This is a genomic window from Enterococcus sp. C65 (assembly GCF_040887165.1).
Taxonomy (GTDB): Bacteria; Bacillota; Bacilli; order Lactobacillales; family Enterococcaceae; genus Enterococcus_B; species Enterococcus_B hirae.
On record NZ_JBFOFG010000001.1, the window covers coordinates 403,137 to 423,029 of the forward strand.

Here is a 19,893-nt window from a genome sequence, read left to right on the forward strand (position 1 = left end):
TCCTCCTTATTTTTCTTCGCTACGTGAAGTTTCGGGTAAGATAAGATTCAGAATGATACCAAGTACAGTTGCTAAAGCCATTGCTGATAACGTGAAGGTGCCTACTTCAAAAACCAAGCCGCCGATTCCGACCACTAAGATCACTGAAGCAATCAACAGATTTTTCTTTTTATCAAAATCGATTTTATTTTCGATCAAAATCTTCATTCCACTCGCTGCGATCACTCCGAACAAGATAAAGCTGATTCCGGAAATTACGGGTCCGGGGATACTTAAGATCAAAGCGCTTAATTTGCCCACAAATCCTAAAATCACAGCGAAGACTGCTGCACCACCGATGACGAATACGCTGTGTACACGAGTGATTGCTAACACACCGATATTTTCCCCATAACTTGTAACTGGAGGACCACCGACGAAAGCTGCGACGATCTGCGCTAAGCCATCTCCCATCAATGTTTTGTGTAAACCTGGCTCTTCAAAGAAATTACGTTTTGTTAATTTATTCAAGACCATCAAGTGTCCAATGTGTTCCGTCATCGTAACGAAAGCGATAGGTGCCATCGTCGTAATTGCTCCTAAGTAAAGCTTCGGTTCATATTGAACAAATGGAATCTCGAAGTTTGGTAAAGCGAACCATGCAGCATCAGCGATCGGCTTTGTATCGACGATTCCGAAGAGTAAAGCAACGAGGTAGCCGCAAATGATCCCTAACAAAATTGGAATAAGTCCTAAAAATCCTTTTAGCCACATGTTGAAGAAAATCGTCAATGCTAAAGTGATCAGTGCCACGGCAATATATTTAAAATCATAGTTGCCTTGGTTATACATTGCGTTCGTTGCAGCATTCGCTGCTAACCCTAAGCCGATTACCATGATCACGGGACCAACGACAATCGGTGGTAAAATTTTGTCCAACCAAGCTGAACCGATCTTTTTGATGATCCATGCGACGATCAAGTAAACCAGACCAGTCGTTACGGCTCCTTGGGCGATCGCTGGGTAACCGTCAGTCTTCATCAGCATTTGCATAGCTGCGATAAAGGCAAAGCTACTACCCAAGTAGGCTGGAATCTTTCCTTTAGTAGTAAAAAGATAAACTAATGTTCCTAATCCTGAGCTGACTAAGGCAATCCCTGGATCGATCCCCACTAAAATCGGCACAAGTACAGTAGCACCAAACATCGTAAAAAGATGTTGTAAACTTAAGCCGATCCAATGTCCTGTTTTTGGGCGATCGTGGATATCTAAAACCGCATCGTGATTATGGAATTTTTTCTGTTCTGACATATCAATCGCTCCTCTATTCTTCCTCTTTCAAAATCATGATTCGATCTTTGCCGTCAAGTTCTTGCATTTCGACTAAGATTTCTTCTGTTTTAGCTGTGGGAATGTTTTTCCCAACATAGTCTGCTCGAATCGGTAACTCTCGATGTCCCCTGTCTACTAAGACAGCCAGAGAAATTTTTCTAGGACGACCATAGTCCATTACTGCGTCCATCGCTGCTCGAATCGTTCGTCCAGTGTAAAGGACGTCATCGATCAAAATCACTTCTTTTCCTTCTAGTGAAACGGGAATATCTGAAGAATGAAGTTCTGCTTCAGCTGGTGTTTCTTTTTTATCATCACGATACAATGTGATATCCAGCTCTCCGACCGGAACTTCGATGCCTTCTAATTGCTTCAAACGATCGGCAACTCTTGATGCGATGTAAATGCCTCTTGTTTTTATCCCAATTAAGACAACATCTTGAATCGTCTGATTTCTTTCAATGATTTCATAAGTGATACGTGTCAATGCCCGCTTCATGGTTACTTGATCCACAACTTCTTTTGCTTGCATGTTTGTTTCCTCCTTTTTTATACACAAAAAAACTCCTGCCCTAAGAGGACAGGAGGAATGTCTAGACTGAGTGTACATTTAGATACACTGATAGTTATACTACGTCATTGAGTAATCGATGTTATGGCGCACCATAGCTCTCTTACCCACACCCTTCTTAGCCTCACGGGACTAAACTTAAAGGAACTGATATGAAGTTTTTATGCTTTCGTTGTTAAATACTATACCGTTATCTAAATCAAAATGCAACACTTTTCCTTAGTTTTTCTAAAGTTTTTTCAAAGATTGTAGGAAGCGGTGCTTCAAAGACCATTTCCTGACCTGTGATTGGATGGGTAAAACCTAAGAGCTTCGCATGAAGAAATTGCCCATTTCCTTTCAATGTCTTACTTGGTCCATAAACTGGGTCTCCAGCTAAAGGATACCCTATATATTTCATATGCACCCGGATCTGATGGGTCCTACCTGTTTCTAACGTCAACTCTACCAACGTAAAATCATTGAATCGTTCCAAGACATTAAAATGGGTCACGGCTGGTTTGCCATCTTCTCTGACTGCCTGCATTTTACGGTTCACTTTTGATCGACCGATCGGTGCGTTGATCGTTCCTTTTTCATGAGGAATCACTCCATGGACTAACGCTACGTATTTACGTAAAGAAGTTTTATCTTTTAATTGCTTGGCCAAAGATTCATGTGCTAAATCATTTTTCGCTACCATCAATAAACCTGAAGTATCTTTATCGATTCGATGGACGATCCCTGGACGGATCACACCATTGATCGACGAAAGATCTTTTACATGATACATTAAAGCATTGACCATCGTACCATTCGGATGACCTGCTGAAGGATGGACGACCATGCCTTGTGGTTTGTTGACAACAGCAACCGCTTCGTCTTCATAAACGATTTCTAATGGAATGTCTTCTGCTTCAATTGAAAGGGTCTCTGGTTCTGGCACAGCGATCACGATTTCATCATTTTTCTTCACTTTATAATTTGCTTTCACCACTTGTCCGTTGACCGAAACGGCACCATCTTTGAGCCAAAGCTGGATTTGTGAACGACTATAATCGTTGAATAAACCTGTGAGTACTTTATCGATCCGTCCTGTTTCTGTTTGAATCGTTGCGTTTAATTCTGTCATTTTTTCCCTTGTTCCTTTTCATCTAAAATAATGTATATCAAAATAAGAATCACACCACAAACAAGTGTCATATCAGCTACATTGAAGATCGGAAAATTCATAAAATCTGTTTGGAACATATCGACGACATATCCCAGTCTAACACGATCAATAAAATTCCCAATAGCTCCTGCCAAAATAAAACTTAGCCCTGTCAGCAACCATCGATTGCCCTGTTTACGATTCTTGACCATCAATGTCACGACAACAATGACAGCAATCACTGTGATTATGACGAAAAACCACATCTTCCCTTCAAGCATACTCCAAGCTGCCCCAGTATTGCGTATATGATTCAACGATAAGACGCCTGGAATCAATGTCTTCGTTTCGCCTAAAGATAAATCATTGACGATCCACCATTTGACCCACTGATCAAGAGCCACTAATAATCCACTGATCATAAAATAAATTGCTAACAAAAAATCATTCCTTTTCTATTTGTTGATAAATATCTCTAGGTCTAATGATCCCCAGTAAGTTGCCGTCAGGATGACCATCTTTGGTAATCAGGACTGCTTCTAGAGTTCCTTGTTCCCGAAACATTGTTTCCACTTCATAAACATAAGTATGTTCAGCTACAAAACGATAATTCGTATATTTACCATCACTAAAAATCAAATCAGCCGCTTTTTTATCTGTTAAATCAATGGTCCCTTTTTGACTTTCCTTTGCTAGCCAAAAACCAATGATCCGCAATGTCACAAGCGCTACGAATTTCCCTTTATTATACAAAGGAAACTGTGAGTATCGTTTTTTGGCAACCGTTCCTAACAAATCAAGTAAAGGAAGATCTCGTTCAAAACCTGTGACATGTTTCGCAAAGCGAGGTAAAACCTTTGCTGGACGAATCAAGTCTTCTTCAATCTGCTGGATCTTATTGACTGCCCAATCATTGGGTTCAGCAATCACAAAGTCCACAGCAATCCGATCGTGAACAATGGCATTTCGCAACTGCGCCAGCTGAAGCAAATCTTCTTCATATTGACGAATCACTGCTTTTTTGCGTTGAGCAAGTCGCCGAACTAACTCAGTAAATCCCATATTGCGGGCGTTACCCATTTCATCTCTCATCCATTTTTCGATCCGATTAAAACTACTTAAAAAAATATCAGAGTTTGCCATCTTTCTCCTCCTTGATTACATAGGCTTGGTTTTTGATGAAAAAAAAGAAGCCAATCATTACAAGTACCACGAACATACTATAAATTAGATTGTGTAACCACAATGCGCTTAATCCACTTCCTAAAAATAAAAAGGGATAAATCTGTAACAATAAGAGATTCATTGTAATGACGTATCCTTTGGACGGATGCGTTATTGTATACACTGGACTTTTTAACCAATAAAACGAAACTTGCATTGTAAAAGGTGCTTCTAACTTAAGTAAAACCGATTGATTATGATTCAATTGTCCTTTTTTCTTTCCATTGATCCGCAGTTGGATCGGACTACCCATGCCATAAAAACCTGTTCGTCTTGTCACTCGTACGTCCATAACGCCCCTCCTCCTGATGCTTTCTTAGTATACCGTAAAACACCCGAACAAGAAAGTAGATGTCTCAAAGTGTTTGAGTTCCCTATATTTAACTAATTTATAGACATTTTTTGCTCAAATGCAGCGAGTACAGTAAAAGTAGCCAACCAGCAAAACTATTAGAAATCTGTTGTAACATCATTTTCACTCCTTATATATCCATTAAAGATGTTCGATCGAAAATAAAAGGATGACACAACTATCCGTAATGAATAATTGTGTCATCCTTTTTTACTGTTTAGAAGTATTTTTTTCAACCTCACTTTTTGTAAATCTCCACTTGCTTTAACTACTTTATCGTTCATTGCTTTGCAACAACTAAGTAAAGAATAAGAAAAGGAATATACCCACACCATTATAAAAAACATGGGTCAATATGGCGTACCACACATTAGAAGTTTTTATATAAACAAATCCAAATAGAACGCCGCAGAAAAAAGGTTGAAATTTCCTCCGTGTACGATTGAAAACAAGAATGAAGAGATTATGAGGAGAGAAGCCTTTGTTTTCCTGTCAGAATGTAAGCTGATTAGACTAAATCTAAAAATCATTTCTTCTAAAAATACACCGTACGTTGTAGCACTTATTATATATTTTTTCAATTCACTATTAGCTAAAGAATTTAGGGGTAAGCTATTTGTATCAGGCAAAGCAGTATTAATGACAATAATACTAACGATACAAAAGACTGCAATAAATATGAGTTTCAGCCATTGTATTTCTACTAATGATTGATAGAGAAGCTGGTGGAACAACACCAAAAACATAATACTTAGGATCAATGGAAACCAAGAAATCCAATCAAATATGAAATCATATTTGATTGGGATCCCTATATTTGGGATTATAAAATAAATAATAAAGTAACTCAAGCAAAGAATGAATTTCCAATGTTTCTTAGTATTCCTATGTATCATATTGCTACATAATCAATATATTGTGTATTTGCTGTAGCAGTTTGAGTACGAATATATTTATTGTCTACTTTACGATAAACTCGGTAAGTGACCGTTATCCTTGCATTTTGACAATACTTCTTGAATTTTCCGTTTACTGAGTATTCGTTCCCGATTTTAATATTCATTCCGAAGATCGTTGCACCAATTGATAATGTGGTTTTTCTATTGTGGGTTTCTGTACCCGAATATGTATGATTTCCTTTAGAAATACGCCAACTTTGAGGTTGTGACCAAGTTTTTGTCTGAATCGATGGTTCGTCTAATACATAGTACTCATCATCACTACAAATTGCTATGCCAGAACTATTCGTTTCATCGGCTAATACTGGAACACACGGAGTTACAGCAGTTCCTAAAGTCAAAAGTGACGTAGAGACCAAAATTGTTCTAAATAAATACTTTTTCAAAAATTTGCACTCCTATTTTAGTATTAAAAAAACGTTTTCTTCGCAATGATTATAAATCATTTTATTTTAGACATATGAATGCTATCATAAAAAGCTGTTTTGAACTCAAAATCGACCGTGAAACCGCCATTATTTACTTGTTGACTAACACAATATGTATAAAAACAAGTCAGCCCTTGTATGAACATATACAAGAGCTGACTTTATACTTTTTTTTGATCGAAAGGGAGCCTTTACCTAATTTTAGGTATTTACTCGTTTTTTGTGTATTCTCACTAAACATTTTTGATAGATGGCTTTTTTATGAAGCACCCTATCCTCTTTCTTTTTTAGAATAATCCCAGTACTTCCCCATCACTGGTAACATCCATATTCAATGCAGTTGGTTTTTTGGGAAGTCCCGGCATAGTCATGACATCACCTGTTAGCGCAACGATAAACCCAGCCCCTAATTTGGGAACGAACTCTCTGATGGTAATCGTAAATCCTTCAGGAGCGCCTAGAAGTGTCGGATCGTCAGAAAATGAATATTGGGTTTTCGCCATACAAATTGGCAGTTTATCCCAACCATTAAGGACAAACTCATCGATTTGTTTTTTTGCTTTTTTACTAAAATTGACACCTTTTCCACCATAAATCTCTTGGACGATCGTTGCCACTTTTTCTTCAATAGTCGCTGTCGGTTGATACAGGGGCTGATAATCTGCTTGCTGACTATCAATCGCACGAACGACCGCTTTGGCAAGTTCAATTCCACCGTCTGCGCCATGCTCCCAAACACTTGCTCGTTTTACGATCACCCCTTGATTTTCGCAAAGACGTTCTAACAAAGTAAATTCAGCTTCCGTATCTGTCACGAACTCGTTGATCGCAACGATTACTGGGATATGGTATTTCTCCATATTGTGGATATGACGTTTTAAATTACTGAATCCTTTTTCCAATGCTGCTAAATTTTCCGTTTTCAACTCTTCTTTAGTTGCACCGCCATGCATTTTCAATGCACGAACTGTTGCTACGATCACGATCGCATCAGGCGCCTTTTTCAAATTCGGAACTTTGATATCTAGGAATTTTTCTCCACCTAGATCTGCACCAAATCCAGCTTCAGTCACCACATACTCCCCTAATTTAAGAGCTGTTTGGGTAGCTAAAACACTATTACACCCGTGAGCAATATTGGCAAAAGGACCGCCATGGACAAATGCTGGCGTGCCATAAATCGTTTGTACTAAGTTTGGTTTGATCGCTTCTTTTAATAGCAGTGCCAATGCACCTTCTGCTTTGAGATCACCAGCTGTCACTGGCTTTTGATCAAAGGTATAACCGACAACAATTCGAGCTAAACGCGCTTTTAAATCATCGATGTCTGTTGCTAAGCATAAAATCGCCATGATTTCACTTGCTACGGTGATGTCAAAGCCATCTTCTCTCGGCACACCTTGAATCGGACCGCCCAAGCCAACAATCACTTTTCGCAGTTCGCGATCATTCAAATCGACGACACGTTTCCAGATCACACGACGTGAATCGATTCTCAGTTCATTCCCTTGATGGATATGATTGTCCAAAAGTGCAGACAATGCATTATTAGCAGATGTAATCGCATGCATATCGCCAGTAAAGTGTAAATTGATATCTTCCATTGGTAATACTTGTGCATAGCCTCCGCCGGCAGCACCACCCTTGATTCCCATGACTGGACCAAGGGAAGGTTCTCTTAACGCAATCACTGCTTTTTTACCAATTTGATTCAATGCGTCCCCAAGACCTACCGTGATGGTCGATTTACCTTCTCCAGCTGGTGTAGGATTGATGGATGTAACTAAAATCAAGTGACCATCTGGTTTTTTCTTTAATTTCTTGATGGTGGAAAAATCGATTTTCGCTTTATATTTTCCGTAAAGCTCCAGGTCATCTTGTTGGATATCCAATTTTTCCGCAATTTTAATAATCGGTTTTAACTCTGTTTCTTGTGATATTTGTAGATCGCTCTTCATCAAATTACCCCTTTACACGAACTTTATACCCAAAACAAAAGACTTTGTTCAGTTATATCTATTATACCTTTTTTTATTTTAAAACAAAATAGGCAAGATTGCTTTTTTAATTTAATTGACGTATATATAAATACTCTTTATAATGTTAGTTATGATCAGACTTTAGAAAGGTCGTGAGAGCTTTGACCACAGGAACTGTGAAATGGTTTGACAACAAAAAAGGATATGGATTTATTAGTTATGATGAAACAGAAGAAATATTCGTCCATTTTACTGCAATTGAAGAAGAAGGTTTCAAAACCCTTGAAGAAAATCAATCTGTAGAATTTGAAATAATCGAAGGAAACCGTGGGGCACAAGCCGCTCATGTCAAAAAAATGATCTTATAAGAAAGTTTCAACAATGAGTAACTTCTCTTCAAAACAGAAGAGATTGCATCAAAAATATTCAATTTAAAGAAAGACCGATACTCCGCAAAATGTTCTTTGCAAAGTATCGGCTTTTTTATAATTTTATAATTGCTTGAACGATAGAAAATCAACTTATGCTACGTCTCTTCCATACAGTACAACGTTCACTAATATTACAAAATCTCACTTTTCAATAAAAAGATACATATTTCTGTTTGTTTTCTAATCCTATCGAAAGAAGGTTATCTCGAATTTATCAGATGATTTGAAAAAGACTGCTCGACTGTATTGAAAACTTGATTTCTAGCGTTTGCTTTAATATTTTTTACAAATTTCTTTTCTTTTTTCTTCGTTGTTATTTCTTCTCGTTGTATCTATGCATCCTTCTCACTTATTTCCGAGTGAATGATGTCTTTCGCATCAGATTGTTTTCTTTTCAACATTAATTGCCATTTCAAAAGAATCTTTCTAAATCGAGACAACAGATTTAAAGAATCGACAATTCGAGCAAGGGCTTGATTGTTATATAGCCTTGGTTGATAATCTTTTTTGATTGCTTTTATACCATTTTTTTACCGAGCTTTTCTAATAACTAGTTTCAACGATCACTTTCACTATTTATGATTCGTTCATTTATGTATCTTCTTGAACTGGTTCCTGAAGTTATTTCCTGCGAACCAAGCCCAACCATGATATTTTTTAAGTCCTGAAGGTTATAACCCTGTGTTTTGCTGTTTTCTTTTAAAAATTGCCAACCATTTATCACTACTAATTGCTCAAAACACTGAATCCAACGATTGACATCAAAACTATGTGAACCCATAGAAAGATTCATCTCGTTGAGGTGATAGATGTCTGTTGACTCCTGGAGTAGCCCTTCTGCTGATTCGCTAAATTTCTTGAAATTTGCGCATTTTTCCAACTCGCTTGATTTGTTGCACGGACAGAGAGCGAACGTATTTCTTGTTTATTGTTCGAACTACCTTGTTTCACTCTTGATGTCTGTGCTTTTTTCATCTGTGTTCTTTTGCCATTTTCCTTTCTTTTATTTAGCTTTTCCAAGTGCATTCTCCGTAGTTTTGTACCTCTCGTTTTCCATATTCCTTTTATCTTCCTACCGTTCCTCCGCCATAGTCTCACTATCTTCCTACCGTTTCTCCGCCATAGTCTCGATAGCTTCGCACCTCTTTTTCTTCGTATTTCTTTTATCTTCCAAATTCGGTTGAGATCTTCTAACATTTTTTTTATTTCCACGTCCGTTTTTCTCCTTATATTTTTTCTGTAAGTTTTATTATAAATAAGAAAAAATGTTATCTTACTTCTTTTTTTCCTTTAAAAAATATTTAGTGCAAATTTTTTATAATATCCTTTATGTTATTAAGTTATATATCCCTTGGTTGAATGGTCAGGTGTCCATTACTTTATCGAAAGTTACTGGTCGAACATCATATCATCCATTATTCTAAGGTCAAGTTCATACAAACGTCAGCAAGACACAATCAAGCCGAAGAATCTCACCCTGATCATAAAATGATCTTCGGATTCTTCGGCTTGTTTTCTCAGAGGTTATATATAGTTATGTTTTTCTCGCAGCTATTTTATATCTGCTGAATCAATTGGTTTAAACAAGTAAAATCAATCAGCTAGTTGTATTTACTTGGTTGTTAGTGCTTTGTTGCTCTTTACCTTCAGAATAGTAGGACAAAAAAGCTGTCTGACTTTTTTTGCGCATCAGATAGAAGGTTGGCTCAGCCTTCCCTACATATTTAATCTTTACACCTCTTTTGACCGGTGTTACAGAGTCAATATCTTGTAGTGGGATATTTTGGTCCTTCCAAAAAGCAGCATATTTAATTTTGATTGCATGGTTTTTCAAAATAAATGACCGACGATACCCAAGAAAAAGAAAAATTAAAAATAGCCCCATCACTAAGTTACTTTTCCAATAGGGTCTAGTGTTTTCAAGTGATAAAATCAAACTAAAAAATAAAATGATCAAAGATAAAGACCAATAGATGATCGTCTGCGCCCATTCCGGCTGCCAGCGAATTATTTTTTTCATTCTTTAACCTCGCATCTATTTGTAATGGTATAATTATAGCATAACACTATTTTTATAAAAAGGAGAGCTTCCTTATTATGATCAAAGTATACATTGATGCTTCCACAAAAGGCAATCCAGGACCTAGTGGTGGAGGCATTTTAATTATCCATGAAAATAAACAAGAACAGCTTACCGTCCCACTTTCGGATGGCTCTAATCATCAAGCTGAATTCGAAGTCTTTTTAAAAACTTTAGAAATTTTAAAGGAAAAAGGCTGGGTCAATGAAACAATTCTCTGTTATTCCGATAGCAAAGTACTTGTTTCTACAATCGACAAAAACCACACGAACAACGAAAGTTTCTCTTCCCTTCTATATGAGATCCAACAATTACTCGCTCAGTTCCATTTACTCATCTTACAATGGATTCCCGAGAGTAAGAATAAAGGGGCGGATAATCTGGCACGCCAAGCGCTTCAAAAACAATTAAATCCATAAAAAAAAAGACTTTTTAGCTACTTACTAAAAAGTCTTTTTAAAGTTTCTGATTTAATAGAGAAGATAATTGTGATCAAAAGTAATATCGAGTTCAAAAGAACCAACTTTTTTCTCAATAGCTTGACGAATCTTTTCTTCTAAAACATCATCTGGTAACTTGAAATTCTGAGGAACTACAATATCGAATTGCAACTCTTTCCCTTTACGTATGATCCGTAAATCGTGCAACCTCAACTCTTCCCCCAACTCTTTGATAATTTGTCTCAATTGTTTCAATATCTTACGGTATTGTTCATTATGGATTGCTACCGGATCTAGATGACAAACTAAATCAACATCCAAAGTCTTTTTAAAGTCTTTTTCGATAATATCAATGATTTTATGTGCTTCATTCAAGTTTAAACTGTCGTCAACTTCAATATGAACAGAAGCAAACTTTTTATTTGGTCCATAATTATGAACCAACAGATCATGAAAACCTAAAATCGATTTATAAGAACTTAATTGTTTTTCCATTGTTTTGATTTCTTCAGCTGTTGGACGGCTACCTAGTAATTCATAGACAAAATCACGTAACATCATGATCCCACTAAAAATAATGTACCCGGCTAAGACAAAACCAACATAGCCATCAATACGCCAGCCAGTGAATCTTTCGATACCTGCAGATACTAAAACAGCTAACGTCGTGAATACATCATTGTAACTATCTTTGGCTGTCGCTCTTAGTGCTTCTGACTGAATTGTTTTTGAAAATCTAGTGTACATACGTCCTTGTAAAAGTTTTAACAGAATCGAAAATATCAGGACAAGAAACACGATCGGTGTCAGGACTAAATGTTCCGGCCGAAAAATTTTCCGTATAGAAGCGTCCAAAAATTGAAACCCTACATACGTAATGATGATTGAAACAAATAAGCCACTGATATATTCAAATCGTTCATGTCCAAATGGATGTTCTTGGTCTGCGGGTTTTGCAGCAATCTTAAACCCAACAAGCGTCAAAATGGATGAAGCTGTATCGGATAAACTATTGATAGCATCCGCCATGATCGAAACACTGCCAGAAAAAAGGCCGATCATAAACTTCGCAACAAACAATAACATATTTGAGATAAGACCTAAGATTCCAGCTATAATGCCTTTTTTGGTACGTTCTTGCCCACTAATCGTTTTTTGTTCTTTTGACACTTTTTCGCTTCCTTTATTCTTTATTCTGGTTTGAGTGGCGTTGCAGCAAACAGCGCTTTAGCAATCAGTGGCGTAATGATTCCGGCACCTATCGCTTCCGGAATCCCATTGATTGCGGCAACTCCTGCCAAAGTTTTAAATAATAGATCCGCATCTACGCCATACGCATCAGCAGTTGCCCCAGTATAAAACAGTCCCATAAACCCTAGAACTAAAAGTGTATTCACGAGTGAGCCAAATACTCCTGCTAAAACCGAACCAACGACTACAGAATGATAACGTTGATAAATCCAGTGAAAAATGATTCCTGCAACTAAGCCAACTAACACTCTAGGAACAACTGAAATGATCGGATTGGTAAAGACGAGGGTATCAAATGGGGTCGTAGGCATGGCGTAAGCACGAATGATCGTGGCGATCCCCCAAAACAAACCAATGACCATGCCGTCTTTCGGTCCTAATACAACCGCAGCAACGATAACTGTTATGTGAATAATCGTCAAACTAATAAATCCTAAAGGAATAAACCCTAACCATGGAACCATTGCTTGAACGATAATGATTGCTAATAAAATCGCTCGTAAAACTAAACGAAAAGTTTTATTTTTACTATTCAATTTTACCCCCTCCTTTTTATTCTAATCGTAAAAGGTTTTGCTTTTTTGTCAATTAATTACTCTCAAAGAAAATGCTGATTGGTTGCATTCAGTTCTCATAAAATAAACCGAATTTGTCAACGGGATTTCCGTTTCAAACAAATTCGGTAGAACTTTTCTTTAACAAATAGGAGGATTTAATGCTCCTTGAACAAAAAAGGTCGTTCTTGAGCCCTTTAGCACGTATGAAAATAAATAGTATTATCGGTGCTTCCTTAAGCAATAAGAGATCAGTGTTTAAACTATGAAAAGCTGTTTAAAAAATGACCGCTTACTCGCTTCAATGAAAGCATTCTATTCCCCATTATTTGCTAAAACAAGGTCAAGTATTCGCTCCTTGAAATAAGTTTTTTCTCTCCCAAACATAAAATACCGTTTCAAAAGGAGGTTATTATCATCTGAGCTATTCGACGCTTTCCCATTTTATTTGGAAAAGTATTTAAAGTTGATTATTGATTAGACAACCATGTTTTAGCTTCTGATAAAGCATCTGGGATACCAGCAGGGTTTTTCCCACCTGCTTGCGCCATATCAGGGCGACCACCACCGCCACCACCAACTTTTGGTGCGATTGCTTTGATCAAGTCACCAGCTTTTAGCCCAGCATCATTTGCTTCTTTCGTCATAGCGACTAACAAACTAACTTTTCCGTCTTGTTCATTTGCCAAAACAAGAATATCGGAAATGTTTTTTTGTTTCCATTGGTCTGCTAATTGACGTAATTGGTTCATATCTTTTACTTTTACTTGTGCAGTAATCATTGAATGACCACTAACTGTTTCCACATTTTTAAAGACATCGCCTGCTTGTTGGTTCGCTAGTTTACTTGCTAATTGTTCATTTTCTTTTTGTAGTTCTTTTAGTTGTTGTTGTAATTGTTCTGTTTTTGATACAACCTCTTTTAATTGAGGTGATTTGACAATTGTGGCAACTTCTTTTAATTGTTTTTCTTCTGCTTCCAATAACTCATATGCTTCTTTACTTGTTACAGCTTCGATCCGACGAACACCGGCACCGATTCCTGATTCAGAAACGATTTTAAAGATCCCAATATTTTCAGTATTTGTTACATGGGTTCCACCACAAAGTTCGATAGACCATCCACCAATGTTCACTACACGGACTTCTTGACCATATTTTTCACCAAATAAAGCCATAGCACCCATATTCTTAGCGGTATCGATATCTGTTTCGATGGTTTCTACTGGGATTGCTTCCCATATCTTCTCATTAACGATTCGTTCCATTTTTACTAATTCATCTGCTGTGATTTGTCCAAAATGAGTAAAGTCAAAGCGTAAATGTCCAGGAGCAACTAAAGAACCTGCTTGGTTTGCATGTTCCCCTAAAACTTCTTTTAAAGCTTTATGCAATAAGTGAGTCGCTGTATGGTTCTTAATGATGCGATTTCTCATCGGTACATCGATCAATAAGTGGTAAACTTCGCCTTCAGTCAATGTTGAAAGCACTTCTACGGTATGCATAAATTGTCCATTCGGTGCTTTTTGAACGTCAACAACTGTCGCAACCGTTTCTCCAGAGGCATTGATGATCCAACCTTGATCAGCCACTTGTCCACCCATTTCTGCATAAAACGGTGTTTGATCAAAAATCAATTGACCTTGTCCAGCAGACAATTCACTCACTAGTTCTTCCTCTTTGATAATCACCAATAGTTTGCTGTCTGATTCAACTTGATCATAGCCAATAAATTTACTATCCACTTTGATATCTGTTAATAGGGCAGATTGGACTCCCATTGATTTTTCTGTACTACGAGCAGCACGCGCACGTTGTCTTTGTGCTTCCATTTCTTTTTCAAAGCCTTCATGATCGACTTTCAAGCCTTCATCTTCTGCCACTTCTTCGGTCAACTCCACTGGGAAACCGTAAGTATCATATAATTTGAAGATATCTTTTCCAGCAAGTGTTGTTCCATTTGCTTTTTTGACTTCAGCGATCACTTGATTCAAGATTTCAAGACCTTCGTTGATTGTTTCATTGAAACGTTCTTCTTCGGTACGAACTACTTTTTCAATAAATTCTTTTTGTTGAAGGACTTCCGGATAATAGCTAACCATGATTTCGCCAACTACTGGAACAAGATCATATAAGAAAGCTTTTTCAATCCCTAATTTTTTCCCGTGCATCACTGCTCGGCGTAATAAACGACGAAGAACATAGCCACGACCTTCATTTGAAGGAAGCGCCCCATCTCCAATCGCAAAAGATAATGCTCGGATATGATCCGCAATTACTTTATAAGAAATGTCGGTTGTCGGGTTTTCACCATATTTTACTTGGTTACTTAGTTTTTCTACCGCATGAATGATCGGTAAGAACAAGTCTGTTTCGAAGTTTGTTGGTGCATCTTGAACGATTGAAACCATCCGTTCCAGCCCCATGCCCGTATCAATGTTTTTATGTGGTAAAGGTTCAAATGTATGATCTGGTTTATGGTTGAACTCAGAAAATACTAGATTCCAAATTTCTAAATAGCGTTCGTTTTCTCCACCAGGGTAGTTTTCTGGATCATCTTCTGCGACATCATTGTATGCTTCGCCTCGATCATAGAAGATTTCTGTATCAGGACCACAAGGACCCGCACCAATATCCCAGAAATTATCTTCAACATCTACAATGTGATCAAGTGGTAATCCGACTTCTTCATGCCAGATTCGTTTTGCTTCTGTGTCTTTTGGATAAACGGTAACATATAATTTTTCCGGATCAAATGCCATCCATTCAGGACTTGTTAAAAATTCCCATGCCCAATGGATTGCTTCATTTTTGAAATAATCACCAATAGAAAAATTCCCAAGCATTTCAAACATTGTGTGGTGCCGTGCTGTCTTCCCTACATTTTCAATGTCATTCGTACGAATTGATTTTTGAGCGTTTGTGATGCGTGGATTTTCTGGTACGACAGAGCCGTCAAAATATTTTTTTAACGTAGCAACCCCTGAGTTGATCCATAAAAGCGTTGGATCGTTGACCGGAATTAATGATGCGCTAGGTTCAATCGTGTGTCCTTTTGATTGGAAGAAATCTAAAAACATTTGTCGAACTTGTGCACTACTTAATTGTTTCATTTTATTACCTTCTTTCTTTATTTTAAACGACAAAAAAACACCCTCACAGCCAAGGACGAAAACTCGCGGTACCACCTTGGTTGCAATGATGTTCGATCATTACCTCTTGAACTCGATAACGCTGAGTAGCGTTGATATTTCTATCAATAAAAAAGGGAGCAATTTGTTTTTTTGACTATTCTTTTTTCAGCCTGGAAAGAATTTTCTGTAAGTCAGACTTAAACAAACCATGTCCTTTTCGTACTTTACAAGTATACGTATTCTATTTTATTCTGTCAACCGCTCTTTTCCTTCAACTCTTATTTCTTTCTAGAATATTTTTTGTTAAGCTTGAATTACGCCTATTAATCAAAAGGAGAATCGATGATGCAAGTTTATTTTGGAAACAAGTCCTGGATCAGAGGGGCGAGTTTTTATCTTCGTTATCAGGTATTTGTTCTGGAACAAGGCATTTTGCCAGAATTAGAATTTGACGAAACGGACACTTCTGATAACTACTTTCTGTTAATGGAAAACAATGTTCCAATTGCAACATTACGTTATCAAAAAAAATCGTCCACTTGTCTTAACCCCGATCGTTTTTGCGTCGCCAAAAATTATCGCCAACAAGGTTTCGGTCGTCAGCTGTTGTCCTTAGCTGAACAGAAAGCGAAAAAAGAAGGCTTGCTGTCAAGTTACCTAGTGGCAGAAATGACTGCCCTTAGTTTCTATCAGCAACAAGGTTACGAGACTTGTACAGATCCCTTTATCGAGGATGGGATTACCTGCGTAGGGATGCAAAAAGAATTGATTTAAGATCTATTATCACTAGATTATCTGCTAAATGAACACTTAAAAACAGACCAAAGGAATGCAGAAGACATGCAATCCTTTGGTCTTTGAGCGCGAAGTCATGACGTCTCTTTTAAAGGGTCTGGTCATTGACTTACTTATTGGAGTTTTTCTTATTTTTTCTTGCAGTTCTAGTTTGTTGTCTGCGTTCGATTTTACGGTCTTTTTTGTTCTTTTCAGCAATTGCCCAATCGATTTTCTTTTTATATCCAGGTTTGATTTTTTTCTTTTTCTTTTTCACTAAGCCGATCAATGTAGGATCCAGTGTATCTTTGGATTTTTCCCGTTTCGTCCGACGATTGCGGTCATAAGTCTTGATGATTTCATCATTTTTGATTTCCATCGGTTCAAATGTGACACCAATTTTTTCAATACTGTCAATCGTTTGTTCATCACTTGGTGAGTACAAAGTGATCGCAGTTCCTTTTAAACCATTACGTCCAGTCCGACCTACTCGATGGATAAAGAAGTCAAGGTCTTCAGGAATTTCTGCATTGATCACATGAGAAACCCCTTCAATATCGATGCCACGTGCCGCTAGATCTGTCGCAACCACGTATTGATATTCTAAGTTTTGAACTTGGCGCATCACCCGTTTTCGTTCTCTTGGAGTGATATTTCCATGGATTTTGGCTACTTTTAAGCCTTGATTTTTCAAATAATCAGCAATTTCATCCACGTGTTGTTTCGTATTTGCAAAGACAATTGCAAGGTAAGGATGACCAATTGTTAACAATTGGTAGATCATTCGATTTTTATCTTTCCCTTTAGTAGAGATCAGCCAATTCTCGATATCTTCTGAAATAACTGCTTTCGGTTTGATTTCTTCAATGATTGGATTTTCCATGTATTTACGTAAAAATGGTCGTAATTTTTCAGGAATTGTCGCTGAGAAAACTAAAAATTGCAGTTTTTCAGGCAAGCGACTAGCAATTTGATCCACTTCATTCAAGAAGCCCATGTCCAGTGTCATATCTGCTTCATCTACAACAAATGCAAATGCTGTATGGATTTTTAATGCTTGTTCATTCATCATATCCAAGATTCTACCTGGCGTTCCCACTACGATCTGTGGTTGTTGATGTTTCAAGCGGCTCAATTGGCGTTGCTTATCCGTTCCACCTACAAAATTCGTCACTCGGATCTCTGGATCGGAAAATTTAGCGATCTGACTAGCAGCATCATAAATTTGAGTAGCTAGTTCACGACTTGGTGCAGTGATTACTACTTGTACTTCGGCTTTTTCCGCATTGATTTTTTGAAATAAAGGCAATAAAAATGTATGCGTTTTGCCCGAACCAGTTTGTGATTGACCAATGATATTTTTTCCTTTAGCGATCAAAGGAATCAAACGCTCTTGTACTTCAGTTGGTTGAGCAAAACCTTTTTCTGCTAACGCCTCATTTATATATGGTTTAAAATGAAATTGTTCAAAATTACTCATTTAAGTAAGCACCTCTTCTCTTTCTTTTTTACACGACTTTCGCATTATACCACATCCTCAAGCAATTTGCTTGATCCTTTTCAAAGTCGCTCACGATCCGCTAGTTCCCTTTTGATTGAATGGTACTAATCGTATGTGTTTGACTGGCTTTTTCATAGAACAGCACTCTTTTCTTACGAAGGAATGACAAGAAAAGATTCAGCATGAAGATAAACTGCGCAAATGCAACACCCAACACAATAAAAATCCCGCTTACCTGTAATACACCTGTCGTATGGTCAGTGATATGTTGGATCGTCTGACTAAGCCAAGCTAACCCATAAAATAAAAAGTAAAGATACCCATAACGGATAAACAGTGCTTTAAAAGAAAGTCGTTTTCCGTTATCTGAAACCACACGAATGCGTACGATTTTTTTACCTAAAGTGAGACCGTTTGTTACATATGGTATGACCATGAAATAAAGCAAGACTTCTAAAAATACCCACCAACTACTTGAAGTGATATCACCTATTTTCAAAGACAATTGAAGAGTCACAGCAATCAGCACGGATAAAACCGATAAGAAAGCCCAATCAATGAGATAGGCAACTAATCGTCTCGTTAGAGAAACTGTTTTCCCTTTTTCGTATGACACTTCATCCATTCTTGCTCTCGTAGGCAACATGAAGGTAAAGATTGGTGTCATAATGTACCCTAACGTTCCTCCGATCGTATTCGTCAATAAGTCATTGACATCAAATAGCCGATAAGGTCGAGGATAAATAAAATACAACCCACTTAACTGTGTCAATTCAAAAAATAAGGAAAGACAAAAACTTGCAATGATGGTTTTCACAAAAGATAATCGAAAATAATATCTTAAATAGATCCCGAAAGGTAATAAAAGCAAAACATTAAATACCGGTTCTAAAAAAACGCTTTGTCGCATCGCTGGTAAATACGTACTTGGATCAGATAAAACCAAGACGGTATTCTCTCGGAAATGGACCCATGATGCAAATAAATGTAATTCCATTTTAGGTCCGGTCATTTGAGCAACGGCTTCCTTTGAAGGCAACGGTAAAATGATCAAAAAATAAGCACATAACAAATAAAAAACAAACGAATATAAGATAACCGCTCTCGAAAAAATAAACGTTCCATACTTTCGATATTCATAAATGAAAAAAACCGAAGAAATCGCTAATGCCAAAAATGGAAAAACAATAAGTGCAAAGCGAATCGGTTCAATATAACTAGCCATAAACATCCCCCTTTTTCATCTTAACTAACGGTTTCATCTTATCAGTACTCTTGTAAACTATGCAAGTTATGGGGTAATTATTTTTAAATTTATATTAATTGAAGTATCATTAACAAAAGGAGGCGATTAGCGTGCTTAATATTTATTTTGTGTTTGGCGTACCCGCTTTTTTATTGATTCTCTATCTCATTTTTGCGTATATACGTAAAAAAACGACCATCCGCTATCTTGGATTTATCTTGTTAATTATTGCTAGTTTCATGCTCGTGTTTAACTTACAGACATGGCAACAAGCACTACTTGAAATGGAGCAAGCTTCCTCTCGATCTTTATCAGATCAATTAGGTTATCCGATCTACTTGATTTGGATTCCCATTACTGTTGCTGGTTTTCTCGTCTTATTAAACCTTTTTCGTGCTTGGCGCCGACTAAAACAGTTAAGAAAAAAAACAGGATAAAAACGTGCATTCTCTTGTAGCTGGTTGGTAAAGTTAGCATTGCTTAACTTGACACGCTACAACAGAATGCACGTTTAACTATCATTTAT

General features: G+C 37.2%; 18 protein-coding genes and 1 pseudogene. 4 read left to right on the forward strand and 15 right to left on the reverse strand.

The features are described 5' to 3' along the window. Positions 1 to 6 precede the first annotated feature (6 nt). The 9 genes and pseudogenes from AB3I12_RS01730 to AB3I12_RS01770 all read right to left on the reverse strand — a co-directional run bounded on the left by AB3I12_RS01730 (position 7) and on the right by AB3I12_RS01770 (position 7,935). Positions 7 to 1,290: a solute carrier family 23 protein gene (locus tag AB3I12_RS01730; protein WP_010719216.1), complete on the reverse strand. Its 1,284-nt coding sequence runs from the start codon at positions 1,288 to 1,290 to the stop codon at positions 7 to 9. Between the two features lie 13 nt (positions 1,291 to 1,303). After that, positions 1,304 to 1,843: a bifunctional pyr operon transcriptional regulator/uracil phosphoribosyltransferase PyrR gene (pyrR, locus tag AB3I12_RS01735; RefSeq protein WP_010719217.1), complete on the reverse strand. Its 540-nt coding sequence runs from the start codon at positions 1,841 to 1,843 to the stop codon at positions 1,304 to 1,306. A 238-nt stretch (positions 1,844 to 2,081) separates the two neighbouring features. After that, a complete protein-coding gene (locus tag AB3I12_RS01740; RefSeq protein ID WP_010719218.1) occupies positions 2,082 to 2,993 on the reverse strand; it encodes an RluA family pseudouridine synthase in 912 nt (303 codons plus the stop codon). Then, a complete protein-coding gene (lspA, locus tag AB3I12_RS01745; RefSeq protein ID WP_010737534.1) occupies positions 2,990 to 3,454 on the reverse strand; it encodes a signal peptidase II in 465 nt (154 codons plus the stop codon). The genes AB3I12_RS01740 and lspA overlap by 4 nt, the downstream gene beginning before the upstream one ends. Positions 3,455 to 3,458: 4 nt before the next feature. Beyond that, a complete protein-coding gene (locus AB3I12_RS01750) occupies positions 3,459 to 4,157 on the reverse strand; it encodes a CBS domain-containing protein (RefSeq protein WP_063627077.1) in 699 nt (232 codons plus the stop codon). Then, the gene (locus tag AB3I12_RS01755) at positions 4,144 to 4,530 is read right to left on the reverse strand and encodes a hypothetical protein (RefSeq protein ID WP_010737532.1); all 387 of its coding nucleotides are present in this window, start codon (positions 4,528 to 4,530) and stop codon (positions 4,144 to 4,146) included. Before AB3I12_RS01755 ends, AB3I12_RS01750 begins: the two co-directional genes overlap by 14 nt. Positions 4,531 to 4,887: 357 nt before the next feature. Beyond that, positions 4,888 to 5,486: pseudogene (locus AB3I12_RS01760) on the reverse strand (lysostaphin resistance A-like protein). Continuing rightward, complete coding sequence (locus AB3I12_RS01765) at positions 5,483 to 5,935, reverse strand: LMxysn_1693 family intestinal colonization protein (RefSeq protein ID WP_063627076.1); 453 nt, start codon at positions 5,933 to 5,935, stop codon at positions 5,483 to 5,485. Before AB3I12_RS01765 ends, AB3I12_RS01760 begins: the two are co-directional and overlap by 4 nt. Positions 5,936 to 6,264: 329 nt before the next feature. Next, on the reverse strand, positions 6,265 to 7,935 hold the full coding sequence (locus tag AB3I12_RS01770; protein WP_063627075.1) for a formate--tetrahydrofolate ligase: 1,671 nt from the start codon (positions 7,933 to 7,935) through the stop codon (positions 6,265 to 6,267). 182 nt (positions 7,936 to 8,117) lie between these two features. On the opposite strand from AB3I12_RS01770, the gene AB3I12_RS01775 reads away from it, so the two are divergent. After that, entirely contained in the window at positions 8,118 to 8,324 is a 207-nt protein-coding gene (locus AB3I12_RS01775; RefSeq protein ID WP_010719225.1) for a cold-shock protein, read from the forward strand. A 1,660-nt stretch (positions 8,325 to 9,984) separates the two neighbouring features. Here AB3I12_RS01775 and AB3I12_RS01780 read toward each other — a convergent pair. Further along, positions 9,985 to 10,407 (reverse strand): EbsA family protein, encoded by a 423-nt coding sequence (locus AB3I12_RS01780; RefSeq protein WP_034697854.1) that lies wholly within the window; start codon positions 10,405 to 10,407, stop codon positions 9,985 to 9,987. 77 nt (positions 10,408 to 10,484) lie between these two features. Here AB3I12_RS01780 and AB3I12_RS01785 point away from each other — a divergent pair, with 77 nt between their 5' ends. Further along, positions 10,485 to 10,886 (forward strand): ribonuclease HI family protein, encoded by a 402-nt coding sequence (locus AB3I12_RS01785; RefSeq protein WP_010719229.1) that lies wholly within the window; start codon positions 10,485 to 10,487, stop codon positions 10,884 to 10,886. A 51-nt stretch (positions 10,887 to 10,937) separates the two neighbouring features. Here AB3I12_RS01785 and AB3I12_RS01790 read toward each other — a convergent pair whose 3' ends face one another. The 3 genes from AB3I12_RS01790 to alaS form a co-directional block, all read right to left on the reverse strand. Then, complete coding sequence (locus AB3I12_RS01790) at positions 10,938 to 12,077, reverse strand: cation diffusion facilitator family transporter (protein WP_063627073.1); 1,140 nt, start codon at positions 12,075 to 12,077, stop codon at positions 10,938 to 10,940. Positions 12,078 to 12,097: 20 nt separating this feature from the next. Next, on the reverse strand, positions 12,098 to 12,694 hold the full coding sequence (locus AB3I12_RS01795) for an ECF transporter S component (RefSeq protein ID WP_010737525.1): 597 nt from the start codon (positions 12,692 to 12,694) through the stop codon (positions 12,098 to 12,100). 488 nt (positions 12,695 to 13,182) lie between these two features. Next, positions 13,183 to 15,825 carry an alanine--tRNA ligase gene (alaS, locus tag AB3I12_RS01800; protein WP_063627072.1) on the reverse strand — a complete coding sequence of 881 codons (2,643 nt, stop codon included), beginning with the start codon at positions 15,823 to 15,825 and terminating at the stop codon, positions 13,183 to 13,185. A 363-nt stretch (positions 15,826 to 16,188) separates the two neighbouring features. Here alaS and AB3I12_RS01805 point away from each other — a divergent pair, with 363 nt between their 5' ends. Then, entirely contained in the window at positions 16,189 to 16,620 is a 432-nt protein-coding gene (locus AB3I12_RS01805) for a GNAT family N-acetyltransferase (RefSeq protein ID WP_010719233.1), read from the forward strand. Positions 16,621 to 16,750: 130 nt separating this feature from the next. Here AB3I12_RS01805 and AB3I12_RS01810 read toward each other — a convergent pair whose 3' ends face one another. Both AB3I12_RS01810 and AB3I12_RS01815 read right to left on the reverse strand, forming a co-directional pair. Continuing rightward, positions 16,751 to 18,100, reverse strand: coding sequence for a DEAD/DEAH box helicase (locus tag AB3I12_RS01810; protein ID WP_063627071.1), 1,350 nt, complete (start codon positions 18,098 to 18,100; stop codon positions 16,751 to 16,753). A 100-nt stretch (positions 18,101 to 18,200) separates the two neighbouring features. Beyond that, positions 18,201 to 19,346 carry a VanZ family protein gene (locus AB3I12_RS01815; RefSeq protein ID WP_034697840.1) on the reverse strand — a complete coding sequence of 382 codons (1,146 nt, stop codon included), beginning with the start codon at positions 19,344 to 19,346 and terminating at the stop codon, positions 18,201 to 18,203. Between the two features lie 131 nt (positions 19,347 to 19,477). On the opposite strand from AB3I12_RS01815, the gene AB3I12_RS01820 reads away from it, so the two are divergent. Beyond that, positions 19,478 to 19,804, forward strand: coding sequence for a hypothetical protein (locus AB3I12_RS01820; RefSeq protein WP_010719236.1), 327 nt, complete (start codon positions 19,478 to 19,480; stop codon positions 19,802 to 19,804). The last annotated feature ends 89 nt before the right edge of the window (positions 19,805 to 19,893 follow it).

Excerpts from the sequence above, each read along its gene's own strand:
- AB3I12_RS01810 (WP_063627071.1), bottom strand. The coding sequence starts at position 18,100 with ATGAGTAATTTTGAACAATTTCATTTTAAACCATATATAAATGAGGCG.
- AB3I12_RS01740 (WP_010719218.1), bottom strand. The coding sequence starts at position 2,993 with ATGACAGAATTAAACGCAACGATTCAAACAGAAACAGGACGGATCGAT.
- pyrR (WP_010719217.1), bottom strand. The coding sequence starts at position 1,843 with ATGCAAGCAAAAGAAGTTGTGGATCAAGTAACCATGAAGCGGGCATTG.
- AB3I12_RS01805 (WP_010719233.1), top strand. The coding sequence starts at position 16,189 with ATGATGCAAGTTTATTTTGGAAACAAGTCCTGGATCAGAGGGGCGAGT.
- AB3I12_RS01750 (WP_063627077.1), bottom strand. The coding sequence starts at position 4,157 with ATGGCAAACTCTGATATTTTTTTAAGTAGTTTTAATCGGATCGAAAAA.
- AB3I12_RS01815 (WP_034697840.1), bottom strand. The coding sequence starts at position 19,346 with ATGGCTAGTTATATTGAACCGATTCGCTTTGCACTTATTGTTTTTCCA.
- AB3I12_RS01785 (WP_010719229.1), top strand. The coding sequence starts at position 10,485 with ATGATCAAAGTATACATTGATGCTTCCACAAAAGGCAATCCAGGACCT.
- AB3I12_RS01770 (WP_063627075.1), bottom strand. The coding sequence starts at position 7,935 with ATGAAGAGCGATCTACAAATATCACAAGAAACAGAGTTAAAACCGATT.
- AB3I12_RS01755 (WP_010737532.1), bottom strand. The coding sequence starts at position 4,530 with ATGGACGTACGAGTGACAAGACGAACAGGTTTTTATGGCATGGGTAGT.
- AB3I12_RS01780 (WP_034697854.1), bottom strand. The coding sequence starts at position 10,407 with ATGAAAAAAATAATTCGCTGGCAGCCGGAATGGGCGCAGACGATCATC.
- alaS (WP_063627072.1), bottom strand. The coding sequence starts at position 15,825 with ATGAAACAATTAAGTAGTGCACAAGTTCGACAAATGTTTTTAGATTTC.
- AB3I12_RS01730 (WP_010719216.1), bottom strand. The coding sequence starts at position 1,290 with ATGTCAGAACAGAAAAAATTCCATAATCACGATGCGGTTTTAGATATC.